Source organism: Pseudomonas sp. 65/3-MNA-CIBAN-0223 (genome assembly GCF_040310425.1).
GTDB classification, from domain to species: domain Bacteria; phylum Pseudomonadota; class Gammaproteobacteria; order Pseudomonadales; family Pseudomonadaceae; genus Aquipseudomonas; species Aquipseudomonas gregormendelii.
In genome coordinates, this window is sequence record NZ_JBEOPV010000001.1 from 212,987 (window position 1) to 230,718 (window position 17,732).

The following is a 17,732-nucleotide window of genomic DNA, read 5'->3' on the forward strand; positions in this document are numbered from 1 at the left end:
GCTGTCAGCCCGGTCCCTGCGCGCCTGTCGCAAGCACTCGCCGGCCGGGTTGATCTGCGTCGGTCAAATCACCGAATCACTGTCGGTGGCTTTCAAATGCTTACGCCCATCTACGGCGCCTGCTACGGTCAATGCATCAGCTTCTGCTTCAGTGATGTAGACGCGCTGACCATCGAGTTCGACCGCCGACATGGCTTTGTCCGAGTCGGTGATCACGGTGACGTCGGGACACAGGCGGATTTCTTCGCCGTTCTCGGTAGTGAAGAAGCAAGTCTGGTTTTCGATGCGAACGGTCATGGCGGAGTCCTTATTTCTGCGGGGTCTGCAGCATTAGGCTATGGGCGGCCAGCATCGTTCGGTGCAACCGATTAATGGTTGGCGTGGTCCATCTTCCAGAACAATCACAAGGACAGCCGCATGAAAGCCTGGTGGCATGAAGTATGGGAAACCCTGCAAGCGGAATTCGCCGATATCGGCGATGCAGCACAATTGACACGAATTACTGTGAGACTGGTGATCGCCGCGATCCTGGGCGGCATTTTGGGGTTCGAACGGGAGCACAAAGGCAAGGCCGCCGGGGTGCGTACCCACATGCTGGTGGCATTGGGTGCCGCATTGTTTGTGCTGGTGCCGCAAATGTCCGGGTCGCAGGCAGATGCCATGAGCCGGGTGGTGCAGGGGGTAATTGCCGGCATCGGTTTTCTTGGCGCCGGGACCATTCTGAAAAATACCGGAGGCGAAGAGGGCCACGTGAAGGGATTGACCACTGCAGCCGGGTTGTGGATGACCGCAGCGATCGGAGTGTCGGCAGGCATGGGGCGTGAGTCGACTGCAGTGCTGAGTACGTTGCTGGCACTGGCGATTTTCAGCGTGATGCCGAGGATTTTGAAGTTGCTGGATAAAGATCGGGGTGATGCACCGTAACCATTGCCGAACCAGCAGGCTCGGCCACCTGTTGTAACGGCTCACTGCTCAGCCATCGACGACGATTACGGCCTACTGTAGGAGCGAGCTTGCTCGCGAAGAACCTGAGAGCGCCGTTGGGTGTCAGGCTACCCTCGTCATCGTTAGCGCCCATCGCGAGCAAGCTCGCTCCTACAGGGTTTACAGGGTTCGCGGCTCGGGATTAGACAATCACCGGCGGCATGGTATCTGGCGGGTCTTCCCGTGGCGGTGGGACCGTTCCAGGCGGCTCCTGCTCTGGCACCGGCTGCGGATCGGTTGGCGGAATAACGGGATTGTCGATATTCGGATCCGGCGTTTCAACAGGGTTGGGAATCGTCATCGCTGCATCTCCTGTGGCACATGGCTTGAGTCGTGCTTAAGTCTATTGACTCTGGCTCTCATGAAATGATTCCCGTGATCGAAACAACGTGATCGAACTGAACAATCAGCGTGAACTTTACCTGCGCCGGTCGCTCGGAACCTAAGTGAGTTCATTCCGGGGCCGAGCGCTTTGCGATTGTCGGCCCAGTACAAGAGCGTCCATGGGGCGTAAAGGAGAGATGCTCGATGACGTCTGAAAAGCCTGCAGAGTTGAGCTACAACCCTCATATACCGTTGTCGCAGGCACTTTTGCTGCCGCGAATCGCGATTGAAGACACCATGCCGATCCTCGATGGCGGGCAGTTCGCTGTCAAAGCCGTGGTGGGTCAGGACGTCGTGGTCACCAGCAAGGTGTTTGCCGACGGCCATGACAAGCTGGCGGTGCGGGTGCGTTGGCGCTCCGAGGGCGATGACAGCTGGCACAGCGCGGTGATGGGCGAACTGGGCAATAACGGCTTTCAGGGCCAGTTTCGCGTCGAGCGCCAGGGCCGATACGTGTTCTTTGTGGAGGCCTGGATCGATCAGTTCGCCAGCTTCTGTTATGAACTGGAGAAAAAGCACAGCGCACGGGTGCCGGTCAGCCTGGAACTGCAGGAAGGTCGTACTCAGGTCCAGCACGCCGCCGAGCGTGCCGAAGGGCCTCTGAGCGAAGCACTGGCGGCTTTGCACCATGAGCTGTCCGGGCTGCTCGAAACCGAGCAGGTTGCACTGTTTCTGCACCAACGTAGCGCCGACCTGATGGCTCAGGCCGACCATCGGGCCTTTGTCAGTTTCAGCCCCGAGTACCCGGTGGACGTTGAGCGTGAACTGTCGCAGTTTGCCAGCTGGTACGAACTCTTTCCCCGTTCCGTCACCGACGATCCAGCCCGGCATGGCACGTTCAACGACGTACACTCGCGCTTGCCGATGATCCAGGACATGGGCTTCGACGTCCTGTATTTCCCGCCGATTCATCCCATCGGTCGCAGCCATCGCAAAGGCCCGAACAATTCCCTGACCGCCGGTCCCGATGACCCGGGCAGCCCCTATGCCATTGGCAGTGCCGAGGGGGGGCATGAGGCCATTCACTCGCAGCTGGGCACCCGCGAGGACTTCCGTCGCCTGGTGGCGGCAGCGGCCGACCATGGCCTGGAGATCGCCCTGGATTTCGCGATCCAGTGTTCCCAGGACCATCCATGGCTGCAACAGCATCCGGGCTGGTTCAACTGGCGTCCGGACGGCACGATCAAATACGCCGAAAACCCGCCGAAGAAATACCAGGACATCGTTAACGTCGACTTCTATGCCGTTGATGCGATTCCGAGTCTCTGGGTCGAACTGCGCGACATCGTGGTGGGCTGGGTCGAGGAGGGCGTGAAGATCTTCCGCGTCGATAACCCGCACACCAAGCCCCTGCCTTTCTGGCAGTGGCTGATCGCCGACGTGCGTGCGCTGTATCCGGAAGTGATCTTTCTCGCGGAAGCCTTCACCACGCCCGCGATGATGGCGCGCCTGGGCAAGGTCGGTTACTCCCAGAGCTACACCTACTTCACCTGGCGCAACACCAAGTACGAGCTGTCGACTTATCTGGCCGAACTCAACGAATCGCCATGGCGGGAATGTTATCGCCCGAATTTCTTCGTCAATACACCGGACATCAACCCGGCGTTCCTGCACGAGTCCGGGCGTGCCGGGTTCCTGATCCGCGCGGCCCTGGCAACCATGGGCTCAGGCCTGTGGGGCATGTATTCGGGCTTTGAGTTGTGCGAAGCGGCGCCGGTGCCGGGCAAGGAGGAATACCTCAACTCGGAGAAGTACGAGATCCGCCCGAGGGATTACAACGCGCCGGGCAACATCATCGCCGAGATCGCCCAGCTCAACCGCATTCGCCGGCAAAACCCGGCCTTGCACTCGCACCTTGGCTTGAAGATCTACAACGCCTGGAACGACAACATCCTGTATTTCGGTAAGCGTAGCGTCGATGGCAGCAACTTCATTCTGGTAGCGGTCAACCTTGATCCGCACAACCCCCAGGAAGCGAATTTCGAGCTGCCGCTGTGGGAAATGGGTTTGCCGGACGACGCGCACACCCAGGGCGAGGACTTGATGAACGGGCACCGCTGGACCTGGCACGGCAAGTACCAGTTCATGCGCCTGGACCCGGCTCAGCAATCGTTCGGCATCTGGCGGATTTCAGTGTCCTGACCATCCGAGCCTGACGCCGGCCCCTACAGGGGTGATTTGCGAGGTGCATCGCTTTATCGAATTCAACAGGAGTTTCAAATGGCGAAGAAACCCAAGGCTGCCACCTTTATCAAAGACCCGCTCTGGTACAAGGACGCGGTGATCTATCAGGTTCACGTCAAGTCATTTTTCGACTCCAACAACGACGGGATCGGCGACTTTCCCGGCCTGATCTCGAAACTCGATTACATTGCCGACCTCGGCGTCAACACCATCTGGCTGCTGCCGTTCTATCCGTCGCCGCGTCGCGACGACGGTTACGACATTGCCGAATACCGCGGTGTACACCCTGACTACGGGACCATGGCCGATGCCAGGCGGTTCATCTCCGAGGCCCATGATCGTGGCCTGCGGGTGATCACCGAGCTCGTTATCAACCACACCTCCGACCAGCACGCCTGGTTCCAGCGGGCGCGCAAGGCCAAGGAAGGCTCGGCCGCCCGGGACTTCTACGTGTGGTCCGATGACGACCAGAAATACGACGGCACGCGCATCATCTTTCTCGATACCGAGAAATCCAACTGGACCTGGGATCCGGTGGCCGGGCAGTACTTCTGGCACCGCTTTTATTCGCACCAGCCGGACCTGAACTTCGACAACCCGCAAGTCATGAAAGCCGTGCTGTCGGTGATGCGCTACTGGCTGGACATGGGCATCGACGGCCTTCGCCTGGACGCTATTCCGTACCTGATCGAACGTGACGGCACCAACAACGAGAACCTGCCGGAGACCCACGACGTCCTCAAGCAGATCCGTGCCGAGATCGATGCCAACTACCCAGACCGCATGCTGCTCGCCGAAGCCAATCAATGGCCTGAAGACACTCAACTGTATTTTGGCGACACCGATGCCCAGGGCCAAAACGGCGATGAATGCCACATGGCGTTCCATTTCCCGCTGATGCCGCGCATGTACATGGCGCTGGCCCAGGAAGACCGCTTCCCGATCACCGACATCCTGCGGCAGACCCCGGAGATTCCCGCCAACTGCCAGTGGGCGATTTTCCTGCGTAACCATGATGAGCTGACGCTGGAGATGGTCACCGACAAGGAGCGCGACTACCTGTGGAACTACTACGCCGCTGATCGCCGCGCACGCATCAACCTGGGCATCCGCCGGCGCCTGGCACCCTTGATGGAGCGTGACCGCCGCCGCGTGGAACTGCTCAACAGCCTGCTGTTGTCGATGCCCGGCACGCCGACCCTGTACTACGGTGACGAAATCGGCATGGGCGACAACATCTACCTGGGTGACCGGGATGGCGTGCGTACGCCCATGCAGTGGTCGATTGACCGCAATGGCGGCTTCTCGCGCGCGGACCCGGCCAGTCTGGTGTTGCCACCGATCATGGACCCGCAATACGGTTACCTGTCGGTGAACGTCGAGACCCAGGCCGGCGACCCGCACTCGCTGCTCAACTGGACCCGGCGCATGCTTGCCGTGCGCAAGCAGTCCAAGGCATTCGGGCGCGGCACCCTGAAAATGCTTTCGCCAAGCAATCGCCGAATCCTGGCGTATACCCGTGAATTCACCGGCGAAGACGGTAAACACGAGATCATTCTGTGCGTGGCCAACGTATCGCGCAGTGCCCAGGCGGCCGAGCTCGACCTGTCGGCCTACACCGGCATGGTGCCGGTGGAAATGCTCGGTGGGAACGCGTTCCCACCGATCGGCCAGCTTAACTTCCTCCTGACCTTGGCGCCGTATGGCTTCTACTGGTTTGGCCTGGCGGCGGAGAACCAGATGCCCAGCTGGCATGTGGAGCCGGCGCAAAGCCTGCCGGACTTCACCACCCTGGTGCTCAAGCACCGCATGGAAGAACTCCTCGAAGCGCCGTCTCGCGCCACGATGGAGCAGGGCATTTTGCCCAACTGGCTGCAAAATCGCCGCTGGTTTGCCGGCAAGGACGCCACCATCGAACAGGTAAAACTGGCCTATGGCGTGCGCTTTGGCGACGCAGAGCATCCGGTGTTGCTGAGCGAAATCGACGTCACCAGCAATGGCCAGACCAGTCGGTATCAGCTGCCTTTCGGCTTTATCGCCGAGGATCAGGTCGGTCCGGCGCTGCCGCAGCAACTGGCACTGTCCCGAGTTCGCCGCGGTCGTCAGGTCGGCATCATTACCGATGCATTTGCCCTGGAAAACTTCATTCGTGCGGTGTTGGAGGGTATGCACAACAACACCGTACTGGCGTCTGACGAAGGTGATATCCGCTTTGAACCGACCCCCGCGCTGGCTCAACTGGGCCTCAACGCGGAGTCGGAGGTGCGCTATCTGTCGGCCGAGCAGTCCAACAGTTCGGTCGTGGTCGGCAAAAGCCTGGTGCTGAAACTGATCCGCAAGATCGCCTCCGGGGTCCACCCTGAACTGGAAATGAGTGCGTACCTGACCAACGCCGGGTTCGCCAATATCTCCCCATTGCTGGGCTCGGTGATTCGTCGTGACGCCGAAGGCGAGGACACGCTGCTGATGATCGCCCAAGGCTTCCTGAGCAATCAGGGCGATGCCTGGGAATGGACGCAGAACAACCTCGAACGCGCATTACGTGACGAACTGGCGCAAGCCATTTCGGAACAGGAACAGCACTACAACGCCTTGGGCGAGCTGAAGGATTTTGCCGGCATGCTCGGCCAGCGCCTGGGTGAAATGCATCAGGTTCTCGCCGCGCCCACCGATGACCCGGACTTCGCGCCGCAGGTCACCACGCAAAAAGAAGCCCTGGCCTCGGCCAAGGACGTCGCCGCGCAAGTGGAACATGCTTTGAAGTTGCTCAAGCAGCATCAAACCGAACTGAACCCGGCCGACCAGGCGCTGGTCAGTCGCTTGGTGGACAACAAAAAGGCGATCCTGAGCCATGTTCAGGAGCTGGGCAAAAAGGCGGCAGGTGGCCTGCGGATTCGTGTACACGGCGACTTGCACCTGGGCCAGGTGCTGGTGATCAAGGGCGATGCCTATCTGATCGACTTTGAAGGTGAACCGGCCCGGCCACTGCATGAGCGACGGGGCAAGCACAGTCCGTACAAGGATGTGAGCGGGGTATTGCGCTCGTTTGATTACGCGGCAGCCATGACCATCAATGTGCACAATGTCGATAACACCGAAGCGGCACAGGCGGCGCGAGTCAGGGTCGCAGAGCGCTATTTAAATGAGGCTCGCCAGGCATTTGTCGACGCTTATCGGCTGGCGGCAGCTAGTCTTGGACATGCGTGGCAAGATCCGGCAGGCGAGGACGCTGCGCTGGCGTTGTTCGGTCTGGAAAAGGCCGCGTACGAGGTGGCCTACGAGGCTGAGAATCGCCCAACCTGGCTGCCTGTGCCGTTACATGGTTTGTATGGATTATTGAGTGGGCTTAAACCCTTTTCCGATCTTGGTGGAGAGTAGTCATGAGTTTCCAGAACAAGGAACTGGGTCACGCTAAAGAAGCGCTGCTGCCCGGATCGCAGGACCTCGACGCGCTGGTGCGCGCCGCACATCCCGACCCTTTTGCAATTCTCGGTCCCCATGCCGATAACGCCGGCGGGCAATTCATTCGGGCCTATCTGCCGGATGCCCTGAGCGTGCAAGTACTGGCGAAGGATTCCGGTGAGGAACTGGGCAATCTTGAGGCCACCCAGATCCCAGGCTTGTTCGTCGGGCATTTCGATCGCGCCCAGCCTTACCTGTTGCGCACCCGCTGGGCCGGAGGCGAGCAGGTTTCCGAGGATCCCTACAGCTTCGGTCCCTTGTTGGGCGAGATGGACCTGTACCTGTTTGCCGAGGGCAACCATCGGGATTTGAGCAGTTGCCTCGGTGCACAGTTGAAAACGGTAGACGGGGTCGATGGCGTGCGGTTTGCCGTCTGGGCGCCGAATGCCAAGCGGGTTTCGGTGGTGGGTGATTTCAACAACTGGGACGGCCGCCGTCATCCGATGCGCCTGCGGCATCCGACGGGTGTCTGGGAGCTGTTCATCCCGCGCATGCAGGCGGGCGAAACCTACAAATACGAAATCCTCGGCGCCAACGGTATCTTGCCGCTGAAGGCCGACCCGATGGCCCTGGCGACCACCTTGCCTCCAGACACGGCGTCCAAGGTCGCCTCGCCCCTGAGCATCGAATGGCAGGACCAGGCGTGGATGCAGTCGCGCATCGAGCGCCAGCACCCCAGTGCGCCGCTATCGATCTACGAGCTGCACGCCGGCTCCTGGCAGTGTGAGCTGGATGACCTGGGCGAAGTCGCCCGCCAGTACACCTGGCACGAACTGGGCGAGCGGTTGATTCCTTACGTGAAGGAACTGGGTTTCACCCACATCGAGCTGATGCCGATCATGGAGCACCCGTTCGGTGGATCATGGGGTTATCAGCTGCTGTCGCAGTTCGCTCCAAGTGCCCGCTACGGTTCGCCGGATGATTTTGCCGCCTTCGTCAACGCCTGCCACCTGGCGGATATTGGTGTGATCCTTGACTGGGTACCGGCGCATTTCCCGACCGACACCCACGGCCTGGCGCAATTCGACGGCACCGCGTTGTACGAATATGGCAACCCGCAGGAAGGTTTTCACCAGGATTGGGACACGCTGATCTACAACCTCGGCCGCACCGAAGTGCACGGCTACATGCTGGCCTCGGGGCTGCATTGGCTCAAGCATTTCCACGTCGACGGCCTGCGCGTCGATGCGGTGGCCTCGATGCTCTATCGCGACTACTCGCGCAAGGCCGGCGAATGGGTGCCCAACCGCCACGGCGGGCGGGAGAACCTGGAAGCGATCGACTTCCTGCGCCACCTCAATGACGTGGTCAACCTTGAGGCCCCAGGTGCCCTGGTGATCGCCGAGGAATCCACCGCGTGGCCCGGCGTCAGCCAGAGCACGCAACAGGGCGGCCTGGGTTTCGACTACAAATGGAACATGGGCTGGATGCACGATTCGTTGCACTACATCCAGCAGGACCCGGTGTACCGTGGGCATCATCACAACGAGCTGAGCTTTGGCCTGGTGTATGCCTGGTCCGAGCGCTTCATCCTGCCGATTTCCCATGACGAAGTGGTGCATGGCAAGCATTCGCTGATCGACAAGATGCCCGGCGACCGCTGGCAGAAATTTGCCAACTTGCGGGCTTACCTGAGCTTCATGTGGTCGCACCCGGGCAAGAAACTGCTGTTCATGGGCTGCGAGTTCGGCCAGTGGCGCGAGTGGAATCACGACCAGCAACTGGATTGGTACCTGCTGCAGTACTCGGAACACAAGGGTGTGCAAAAGCTGGTGGGCGACCTCAACCGGTTCTACCGCGAAGAACCGGCGATGCACGACCAGGACGACGCGCCACAGGGCTTCCAGTGGTTGATTGGCGACGATGCGATCAACAGCGTCTATGCCTTCCTGCGCTGGAGCAAGGATGGCAGCCCGGTTCTGGTGGTTGCCAACTTCACGCCTGTGCCGCGCCAGGGTTATCGAGTGGGCGTGCCGTTTGCCGGTCGCTGGACCGAGGTCATCAACAGCGACGCGGCGATGTACGCCGGGTCCAATTATGGCAATGGGGGCGGGGCGTTTACCGAGGAAGAACCCAGCCACGGACAGCCGCTGTCACTGTCGCTGAATTTGCCGCCGTTGGCGGTGTTGATTCTGCGGCCTGAGGCGTAGGTCAGAAGGTAGATCAAAAGATCGTCCGATCGCGGCCCGAGCCTGCGGCAGCTCCTACACGCAATGCCCTGTAGGAGCTGCCGCAGGCTCGGGCCGCGTTCGGACGATCTTTTGCTGTTAAAAAAACCTCACCAACGCATCCGCACGCCTAGACTGCCGATCAACCCGTTCAAATCGTTGTCATCCACATCACTGCTGTAATCGGCACTGACATACAGGCTCACCGCCGGTGTCACCTTCGCCACCAATCCCAGCCCCAAATCCACGGTTGACGACTTGCGGCTGCTGCTGATTTTGTCGACCTGATCCAGCGATACCGTGTTGCCGGTATAAACCGTGTGCCACAAGTTGGTCCGCACATACGGCTCGACCCCCAGGCCATTGATGTCGTAACTCCCTTTCAACCGCGCTCCGACCCGGCCGCTCCATGAGTTGAGGTCGCTCGCCGAAGCATTGCCTGAACCCGAGTAGGGCGTGTCGAGGGTGATACGTTGATTGATCAGTTGCGCCTGGGGTTCAACCACCCAGTTATCGCTTAACCCAATGGGGAATCCGCCTTCCACCGAGAGTGTCAACGCGCTGCCTTCAGTCACTTGCCTCACGCCCTGTTCGTTGCGGCTGAAGCCGTTGACCCGGCCACCACTGGCCGTCAGGTCGACGTGCCAGCCTTGCGCTCCGGTGAGGCTCCAGTAGGCGCCAAGGCTCTGGCCTTGCAGGTTGAGGGTGTCCGTGGCGGGGTCGGCCTGGGCGCGACTGGTCAGCAGGCCATTGCCGTTACTCTGGAACTGGCTGACGCCGCCGATCAGCCCAACGCGCTGGGTATGCCCGCCGGCACTTTGCAACGTCAGTAGCGCCGGGCCCCAGGACTCGCTGGCACCGGGCCCGGAAAAGCCTTGCGCCAGCACGTCGTCCTGGGCCTGGCGCGAAGGCTTGCCGTAGAGCTGGTCCCAGGTCGAGGGTGCGGCGTCTTCGATGGTCAGCCGTGAACTGCGGGCGTCGGATGCTGCGCTGACATGCCCGGGGTAGGGGGCCGTGATATTGATTGCAGGTAGTGACATCGTCGGGACGTCCTGGCGATACCAGGGCAAGGTCTCATCTTCCGCGGGCCCGGCTTGTGCTCCCACCGATGAGCACAACAGCAGCGAACTCGAAAGGGTGTAGAAAGTGGCTTTGATCTCAAGCGGGGGGAGTGATGTTCTCATGGCGGTCTACCTTGCAATCGCATGCGCTGTCTCGCTTTGGCGTCTCTCCTACCCCGAATGAGGGGCGACCGAATGGAGTAGGCCAAACCTGCACCGGCCCCTGCATGAGCGGTGTGAGGCTTGTTCCTGGTAGTTTTCCGGGGGTAGTAACCTGTAGCTAAGAAGACCCTTGACATCGCGTCAAGAAAATGGCCGATAAATGGTAGGGCTAATTTAAGCCCTATAAGTGACTGATTTCCGCCGCGCTTGCAAGTGGTTGTTTGTACGAGGCATCGTCAAAAAACCGCGCGCCAGAGCCTTTATATGACGGCTACCAGCTAATTCTCACGCCGACATTTCCAAACAGTCCGCGCAAGTCCTGGCTGTCGATATTGGTGCTGTAGTCGGCACCGGCGTAGACGCTGACGGATGAAGCCAGGCTCACGTTCAGGCCCACACCGATGTCGGCGGAGGAGGCCTTCTGTTCAGTGATGACCCTGTCGACGTCGTCAAAGGTCACCGTGTCTGTCCCGGATAACGTATGCCACAGGTTCGCCCGCAGGTAGGGTTCGAGCGGGCGACCGCCGACCTGATAGCTGCCCTTTAGCCTTGCACCCAGGCGCCCGGTCCATGCGCCGTCGGAGTCGAAGGAAACCCTGGAAATCCCGTCGTCCTGGCTGTCCAGAGAGATCTTCTGATGAATGATTTGCGCCTGGGGCTCGAGCACCCAGGTGTCATTGAGGGCAATGGGATAACCGGCTTCACTGGACACTGTGAGCCCGTGGCCACGGGTATCCAGTTTCAGGCCACGCTCTGAGCGGTTGTCGCCATCAAAGCGGGTCGACATGATCACGTTATCGAAGTACCAGCCGCTGTTGCCCACCAATGTCCAGTACAAGCCGACATGGTCGCCACGCAGGTCGATCTTGCCGGCGCGTTTGTCTTCAAAGCCCTCGTTGAAGCCGTCGACATTGCCCTTCATGCCGGTGTGCCCCACGAAGAACCCGATTCGCTGCGTGTGCCCGCCCGAGGTTTGGGAGCCGTAGAGGTCATTGCCCACTTGAAAGCCCTTGAGCGAACCATCGAAGCGCGGCGTTACGGTGCCTGACCAGGTCTGGTCGAGATTCTTTCCGTAAGCCCGGCCCCAGCCCGCACCAAACGCCCCGGTTTCGGTGAGCAGGCGTTGATCGCCCTGGCGATCGTGGAAAGTGCCGAGCGCTGTCAGGGTCAACTGGGCCGCAGCAGGGGGCAGCACTGACCAGGTGGCGACTTCGGGACGGTAAAGGGGAATCGGCGCGGCACCCGCAACGGCTTCGGGCAACGGCGGCAGCGGTGCCGGTGCTGGTAGCGGCGGGCTTCCCGGTTCAGGAGTGGGAGCCGGAGGGGCGGGCGCGGCGACCGGTATCGCAACGACGGGTACCGTAATAGGCGGCAACGCCGGATCCGGATTGGGGATGGTCGTCACCGCAGGGGCGACCACCGCCGAGCGCAGGTACCAGCTGTTTTCCGTACCGGCGGTGACCCCGCCTTTGAACAGACGGTAATCGAAAGCGCCTGCGGAAATCAGGCCGCCGTTAAGGGCGAAGGCTCCGTTGCTGGCCACGGCCGAGCCTTGTGCCTCAACCAGCTGGATGCCGTTCTGTTGAGTGACCCCGCCGACTCCGCCCAGGTTCTGCACGGTAATGACGGTGTTGCCGGTCAAGGTACCGTTATTGACCACCAGTTTATCGCTGGGGGAGCTGTCATCGCCCAGCACGCTTTGCAGCAGCAGCTTGCCACCGTTACCGGCGTAATTGCCCTGTACCGTCAGTGTGTCGTTGCTGCGCGAATTGGCGCTGGTGAGGTCGATGGTCCCGGCATTGTTCAAGGTCGCGAGCTGGCCTGCAGTGAACGGCGCGATGCTGCCTTGCACCGAGGTGAGGGTGCTGCTGGCGTCGACGTTGATAAGCCCGGTGCCACTGGCACTGTCACCCAGGATCAGCGAATCGCTGGCCAGGTCAAGGCGCGAATTATTGCTCAGGTTCAGCGACTCCCAGTTGATGTAGCGGGAGGCGCCGGCTGTGGTGGTCTGATTGAAATTCAGGGTGTCGGTGCCGGGACCACCGTCCATGCTCGGCATCGGTGCCAGGCTGGTTTCAGTGAGGTTGGAAAGGGTGGCGAGGTCATTGCCTTCGCCCATCAGGATCGCCGAACGGATGATCCCGCCGCCGTTCCAGTTGAGGATGTCATTACCGACGCTGGCGCGAATCTCCCCGACGATTTCGCCGCCGGTGACAGTGATGCTGTCATTGCCACCGCTGACGCTGACGTTGCCGCCGATTTTGCCGCCGGAGATGATGATGGTGTCGAGGCCGAAGCCGGTCACCAGATTGCCGATGATCTCGCCGCCAGACATGTCGAAGATGTTGTTGTCGAGCTTCATGTCGACCCGACCGATAGTGCCGCCGGACATCCTCGCCACGTCCCCGTCCTCGAAGGCCCCGACTATGGTGCCATTGGTCATCAGGAAGGTGTCGCGGCCGTCGCCTTGGGCCAGGGACTGGATCCGCCCGCCACTCATGACGAAGTCATCGATCTGATTGCCCTGATTCACCGCGCCGGTGATCACGCCGTTGGTGATCAACACCGTGTCTGAACCATCACCCTGGTTCAGGGTGCCAGTCAATGTCCCGGAATTCATGACCAGGCCATCATTGCCCGCACCAAAATTCACGTTGCCGATGATTTGGCCCGTGCCGCTGGTGGGAAAGCTCAGGGTGTTGTTGCCGGTGAGATCGGTCAGTGCGCCGCCGATGCCGCTGTCGCAGACATGGTTATCGTTGCCGGCGGTGGGCGTGAATGTACAGCTGGCTTGAGCGAATTGTGGCGATCCAAGGCTTAGACAAATGGAAACGGCGAGGGCACTGAAACGGTAGTCACTGATACGGTACTTAGGCAAACCTGTCGCAATGTCCATGCATATCTCCAGGTGTGTAAAGGCGTCCAACGCTTCAATTGATACCGTACCAACAGAACTCGCCGATAACCACTGACACAAATGACAGCAGGTCGGATTTATTGATGACTTAAAGATGCACTTCCACCGCCAACGGCAAGTGATCAGAAAGGTGCGTCCAGGGCTTGTTTCCCAGTATTCGCGGGTCATGGCTGCTGGCATTGCGCAGGTAAATGCGGTCCAGGCGCAACAGGGGGAACCGCGCCGGGTAGGTCTTGGCGGGACGACCGTGATGGCGTTCAAAGGCTTCATGCAGATAGTCGCGCCGGGCGAGGGCGGCGTTGCCTTGCAGCTGCCAGTCGTTGAAGTCCCCGGCGATGATCACCGGTGCATCATCGGGGAGGGACTCAAGCAGTTGGCACAGCAACTGGAGCTGCAGCTGGCGATGACTTTCCAGCAGGCTCAGGTGGACGCAGATCGCATGGACTTCGGCATGCCCCGGAACATCGAGTACGCAGTGCAACAGGCCCCGTCGTTCGGGGCCGGTGATCGACACGTCGAGGTTGCGGTATTCGCGAATGGGGTACTTGGACAGCAATGCGTTGCCATGATGACCGTCGGGGTAGACGGCATTGCGACCGTAGGCGAAGTCACTCCACATGCTGTCGGCGAGGAATTCGTACTGGGAAGTCTGTGGCCAGTCGTTGAAGCGTGAAGAATGACGCTCGTGTTCGCCCACCACTTCCTGGAGAAATACCAGGTCGGCCGAGGTACTGCGTACCGCTTCGCGCAATTCCGGAAGGATGAAGCGCCGGTTGAGCGCGGTGAAGCCCTTGTGGGTGTTGACCGTCAGCACTCTGAGGCGGTGGATGGCCGGTGGCGTAGTCAGCGGCATGTCTTCAAGTGCCTGCTGCGTTGGATCACTGGTCACGTTGACTCCTGGTAGTCGGTTCCATATCTATGCGACTGATGGGGGCGCGCGCAGTTCAGCGAAAATCGGCGATCGATTGTTGTCCAGGCCCTTGGCCCTGGGAACTGGTTTGTGGTGGAGCATTTGCCACCGTCATCGCGGGCAAGCCTTGCTCCCACAGGGATTGGTGTCAGACGAAGACGATTTCGTAAGGCAGGCGCATTCGTTCCAGCAGCACCCGGGGTAGCAGGGGGGCGAGGCCCAAGGCGGGCTCGCCATCGAGCTGGCTGGCATAGGCATGGGTGGCGTGGCTCTTGCGCGCCACGGTCCAGGTGTCGAGGCGCACCTTGCGCGCACGGTGCCAAGGGATTTGCTCGCGGTCTCGGATCGGTCGGTGCCAGGCGCGAATGGGTACTTCGTTGAAGGCCGCGCCGACTCTTTTCGCGGCCTTGGCCGCCGCACGGCCCACGGCATCGTGATCCAGATGGCGGTCCTCGCTCCAGGTGCTGAATACCACGTCGCCGGGGCGCAGGTAGCGGGCGATGAAATCGGCCAGCTGGGCTTCGTGTTCTGCCAGGGCGTTATCGGTAAAACCGCCACGAATCCATTTCAGGCTGTGCATCGGCATGCCCAGGCGGCGCAAGGCCTCGACGCTTTCCTGGGAGCGAAACACGCTCAGGCGTTTTTCCGACCACTGTTGCGAGCCCGGATAACTGGCACTGCCGTCGGTCATGGAAAGTAATTGCAGGGGATGGCCCAGGGCGCTGAGCAGTTGCAGCAGGCCGCCGCACATCATCACTTCGTCGCCAGGATGGGGCGAGATCACCACCGCGCGAGCGCCCGGTGGAACGAGGGTCTGGGTGTTGATGACGGGGATATTGTCCAGTTGCGCCGCGCTGTTCCAGATCTGCGCAGGCAGGCTGCTTTCGCTGAAGGAAACGGTTTTCATCGGGCTACGTCCTTGTTCCGGGAGTATGAGCGTGGGTGCGCACGCTCCAAACCATGGATTGCCGCGCAAGGAGTATTGCTCATGTATTGCGATTCGTCGCGTGCATGTTCTATCTGGTACGTATTTTTTGCCGATGTTGATCTCCCATGCAGGAGCGAGCGTGTTTATGAATGACCTGAGAGCGCCGCGTTACCGTTCAAGACCATCGCGAGCGAGCTCGCTCCTGCAGGGGGGCGTCGTCAGGTGCTGCTTCGCAGGCCTTCCAGGGTGGCCACAGAACGCGGTTCGCGACTCCATAGTTCCAGCAGGAAGTCGGCTTCCTGATGCAGCACCAGGCGCGGCAGGTGCAGGTGCTCGTGCAGCAGGTCATGCACCTGGCGGGCATTCAGGGGACAACCTTCGATAGGCGGGCGCCAGTGGCATGCCAACAGTTGACCGTCGGCCGTGAGGGAATGCGAGGCTTGTTCGATCAGGCGCTTGAGGTCTTTGGCATCCAGGTAGTAGCCAAGCTCGCTGATTACGATCAGGTCGAATTTCTCACTCGGCCATTGCTCGGGCAAACGTGCCTGATGCACCTGCGCATGGTTGAACGGACTCAAACGCGTACGCGCGAGGGCGACGGCGGCACTGGCGGTATCGCAACACAGCAGGCGGTCGCAGCGGGTGGCGAGGTCGGCGCTCAATTCGCCGTTGGCGCACCCCGGTTCGAAAATGGCGCGGTAGCGCGGACGGGGCAGCGCAGCCAGGGTAATGGCCCGTTTGCGTTGTTCGTACCAGCGCTGGCGGAATGCCCAGGGATCGTCACTGTTGGCAAACAAACCGTCAAAATATCGGTCAGAGACGCTCATACGAACACCACCTCAAAGGGTTGTAGCAGCCGCTCCAGCACGTAGGGCGCGAGCACCGGTGGCAAACCGATCTGTGGGTCGCCCTCGAGCTGACTGGCGAAGGCATGGATCGCGTGGCGTTTGCGGGCAATCAACGGCGGCGACAACAGGATCTTGCGCGCTCGATGCCAGGGAACACTGCGGTCTTCAGGCGTTGCCCAGTGCCAGGTCCACACCGGCAGTTCATGCAAAGTCGCCCCGACACGCTGCGCCGCTTCGGCACTGGCACGCCCCACCGCTTCGTGATCGCAGTGCCCGTCTTCGCGCCAGGTGGTGAACACCACATCACTGGCGCGTAGATGACGCTCGATAAATGTGCTCAATTCGTCCTCTCTGGCCGCCACCTGGCTGTCGGCAAAACCACCGCGCAACCACCTCAAGCTGTGCAATGGCAACCCGAGCCGCCGCAGCGCTTCCACCGACTCCTGGGGGCGGACGGTGCTCAGGCGTTCCACCGGCCAGCGTTTTGAACCCGGATGACTGGCGCTGCCATCGGTCACCGAAATCAACTGCAGGTCACGGCCCGCCTCGGCCAGCAGCTGCAGGAAACCGCCACAGCCGAGGATCTCGTCGTCCGGGTGTGGTGCAATGATCACCGCGCGAGAGCCCTCGGGGACCAATTGCAGAACATCGATCACCGGTAGCTGCGCCAGTTGACTGGAGGCTTGCCACTGATACAGCGGCGTGCCCTGGCCGACAATTGGATTGGTTTTCATAACGTCCATGTCCCTTCACGCATTAAGTGGCCCAGACCCGCGAGATCGCGCTCGGCGTGACTCTGGCGCAGAAAAACCGGCAGGTCGGCGCTCAGTTGCGCGAACTGTAGGTCTTTGCAATAAGGGCCGGCGCCCAGCGCGCGGCCGACATGATGTATGACTTGCTCGGCGGCGTTTTCAACCACTGCACGGGCGCGTCGGGCGAGCAATTCGGCGTCTTTGAGAGGGGCGGCATCTATCGCCAGGGCGCTGGCACGCAACACCGCGGCAGCGCCTTGCAAGGCACTGTCGACGGCGCCCAGATGGGCCAGGGCGTGGGGTTCAGCGCGCTGCGCACAATGCTCGCGCAACCGCTCGGCAATGCTGCAGGCCGCGCCATACCAGCAGGCGGCAATGCCGATCCCGCCTTGCCAGAATCCGGGGCGTTGCAGGTAATCGCCGGGGTTACCGATGGCGGTCGCCTGGGCGTCGTCGAAGAGGACCTCGACGCTGCCGGTTGCACCCATGCCGACCGCTTGCCAGCCCACATCGGTCACGGTGACTCCTGGCTGATCAAGGGCGACTGCCACCAGTTGTTGACGGTCCTGTTCGTCCCAGGCAGTCAATAGCGCATGACTGAGCACGGCGGCGCCGGAGCACCAGGCCTTGCGACCATTGAGCGCGACGGCCTGCGCTGAATGAGTCAGCCGAACCCGGGCATTCGGCGGTTCGGCCGCCCACATGCCCCAGGTACTGCCAGGCGGCGGCGCAAACGCACCGAGTTGCTGGAAAATCGCCAGCGCGTCAGTGTGCCCTTCATACAATTTGCACAACCGCAGATCATGCCCGCCCACCTCGGCCAACCGCTGGAATCGCTCCAGCGTGTGGCCTTGCCCCGGTAGCGGCAGTCGATCCAGACCTGCCTCCACCAGTTGCTCCAGGCACTGTCCTAGTGCCCGGGTGCCGTCGTAGTCCGTCGACTGGCGATCAAGACAGGTCTTGAGCTCCATT

General features: G+C 61.0%; 13 protein-coding genes and 1 pseudogene. 4 read left to right on the forward strand and 10 right to left on the reverse strand.

What is annotated here, in order from left to right:
* Nucleotides 1-63 precede the first annotated feature (63 nt).
* On the reverse strand, nt 64-297 hold the full coding sequence (locus AAEZ09_RS00870; RefSeq protein WP_045058618.1) for a DUF3203 family protein: 234 nt from the start codon (nt 295-297) through the stop codon (nt 64-66).
* A 120-nt stretch (nt 298-417) separates the two neighbouring features.
* Between AAEZ09_RS00870 and AAEZ09_RS00875 the strand changes: the two genes are divergently transcribed.
* Nucleotides 418-924, forward strand: coding sequence for an MgtC/SapB family protein (locus tag AAEZ09_RS00875; protein WP_045058617.1), 507 nt, complete (start codon nt 418-420; stop codon nt 922-924).
* Nucleotides 925-997: 73 nt separating this feature from the next.
* Here AAEZ09_RS00875 and AAEZ09_RS00880 read toward each other — a convergent pair.
* Both AAEZ09_RS00880 and AAEZ09_RS00885 read right to left on the reverse strand, forming a co-directional pair.
* Nucleotides 998-1,078, reverse strand: a pseudogene (locus tag AAEZ09_RS00880) (outer membrane lipoprotein carrier protein LolA); the annotation flags it as partial.
* A gap of 48 nt (nt 1,079-1,126) precedes the next feature.
* Nucleotides 1,127-1,285 carry a hypothetical protein gene (locus AAEZ09_RS00885; RefSeq protein WP_205892322.1) on the reverse strand — a complete coding sequence of 53 codons (159 nt, stop codon included), beginning with the start codon at nt 1,283-1,285 and terminating at the stop codon, nt 1,127-1,129.
* 227 nt (nt 1,286-1,512) lie between these two features.
* Here AAEZ09_RS00885 and AAEZ09_RS00890 point away from each other — a divergent pair, with 227 nt between their 5' ends.
* From AAEZ09_RS00890 to glgB, 3 genes are all read left to right on the forward strand, one after another.
* Nucleotides 1,513-3,510 carry an alpha-1,4-glucan--maltose-1-phosphate maltosyltransferase gene (locus tag AAEZ09_RS00890; RefSeq protein WP_350597642.1) on the forward strand — a complete coding sequence of 666 codons (1,998 nt, stop codon included), beginning with the start codon at nt 1,513-1,515 and terminating at the stop codon, nt 3,508-3,510.
* 78 nt (nt 3,511-3,588) lie between these two features.
* Nucleotides 3,589-6,930: a maltose alpha-D-glucosyltransferase gene (treS, locus tag AAEZ09_RS00895; RefSeq protein WP_350597644.1), complete on the forward strand. Its 3,342-nt coding sequence runs from the start codon at nt 3,589-3,591 to the stop codon at nt 6,928-6,930.
* Nucleotides 6,931-6,932: 2 nt separating this feature from the next.
* On the forward strand, nt 6,933-9,164 hold the full coding sequence (gene glgB / locus AAEZ09_RS00900) for a 1,4-alpha-glucan branching protein GlgB (RefSeq protein ID WP_045058614.1): 2,232 nt from the start codon (nt 6,933-6,935) through the stop codon (nt 9,162-9,164).
* Nucleotides 9,165-9,292: 128 nt separating this feature from the next.
* Here the strand turns inward: glgB and AAEZ09_RS00905 are convergent, their stop codons facing one another.
* The 7 genes from AAEZ09_RS00905 to AAEZ09_RS00935 all read right to left on the reverse strand — a co-directional run bounded on the left by AAEZ09_RS00905 (nt 9,293) and on the right by AAEZ09_RS00935 (nt 17,731).
* On the reverse strand, nt 9,293-10,366 hold the full coding sequence (locus tag AAEZ09_RS00905) for an autotransporter domain-containing protein (protein WP_205892326.1): 1,074 nt from the start codon (nt 10,364-10,366) through the stop codon (nt 9,293-9,295).
* Nucleotides 10,367-10,676: 310 nt separating this feature from the next.
* Nucleotides 10,677-13,301: an autotransporter family protein gene (locus AAEZ09_RS00910; protein WP_350597646.1), complete on the reverse strand. Its 2,625-nt coding sequence runs from the start codon at nt 13,299-13,301 to the stop codon at nt 10,677-10,679.
* Nucleotides 13,302-13,410: 109 nt separating this feature from the next.
* Entirely contained in the window at nt 13,411-14,211 is an 801-nt protein-coding gene (locus tag AAEZ09_RS00915; protein ID WP_350597647.1) for an endonuclease/exonuclease/phosphatase family protein, read from the reverse strand.
* A gap of 169 nt (nt 14,212-14,380) precedes the next feature.
* The gene (locus tag AAEZ09_RS00920; RefSeq protein WP_045058610.1) at nt 14,381-15,139 is read right to left on the reverse strand and encodes a PIG-L deacetylase family protein; all 759 of its coding nucleotides are present in this window, start codon (nt 15,137-15,139) and stop codon (nt 14,381-14,383) included.
* 239 nt (nt 15,140-15,378) lie between these two features.
* Nucleotides 15,379-15,987 carry an SAM-dependent methyltransferase gene (locus AAEZ09_RS00925; protein ID WP_350597650.1) on the reverse strand — a complete coding sequence of 203 codons (609 nt, stop codon included), beginning with the start codon at nt 15,985-15,987 and terminating at the stop codon, nt 15,379-15,381.
* A complete protein-coding gene (locus AAEZ09_RS00930) occupies nt 15,984-16,742 on the reverse strand; it encodes a PIG-L deacetylase family protein (RefSeq protein WP_350597652.1) in 759 nt (252 codons plus the stop codon). Before AAEZ09_RS00930 ends, AAEZ09_RS00925 begins: the two co-directional genes overlap by 4 nt.
* Complete coding sequence (locus AAEZ09_RS00935) at nt 16,739-17,731, reverse strand: acyl-CoA dehydrogenase family protein (protein ID WP_350597655.1); 993 nt, start codon at nt 17,729-17,731, stop codon at nt 16,739-16,741. Before AAEZ09_RS00935 ends, AAEZ09_RS00930 begins: the two co-directional genes overlap by 4 nt.
* Between the last annotated feature and the right edge of the window lies 1 nt (nt 17,732).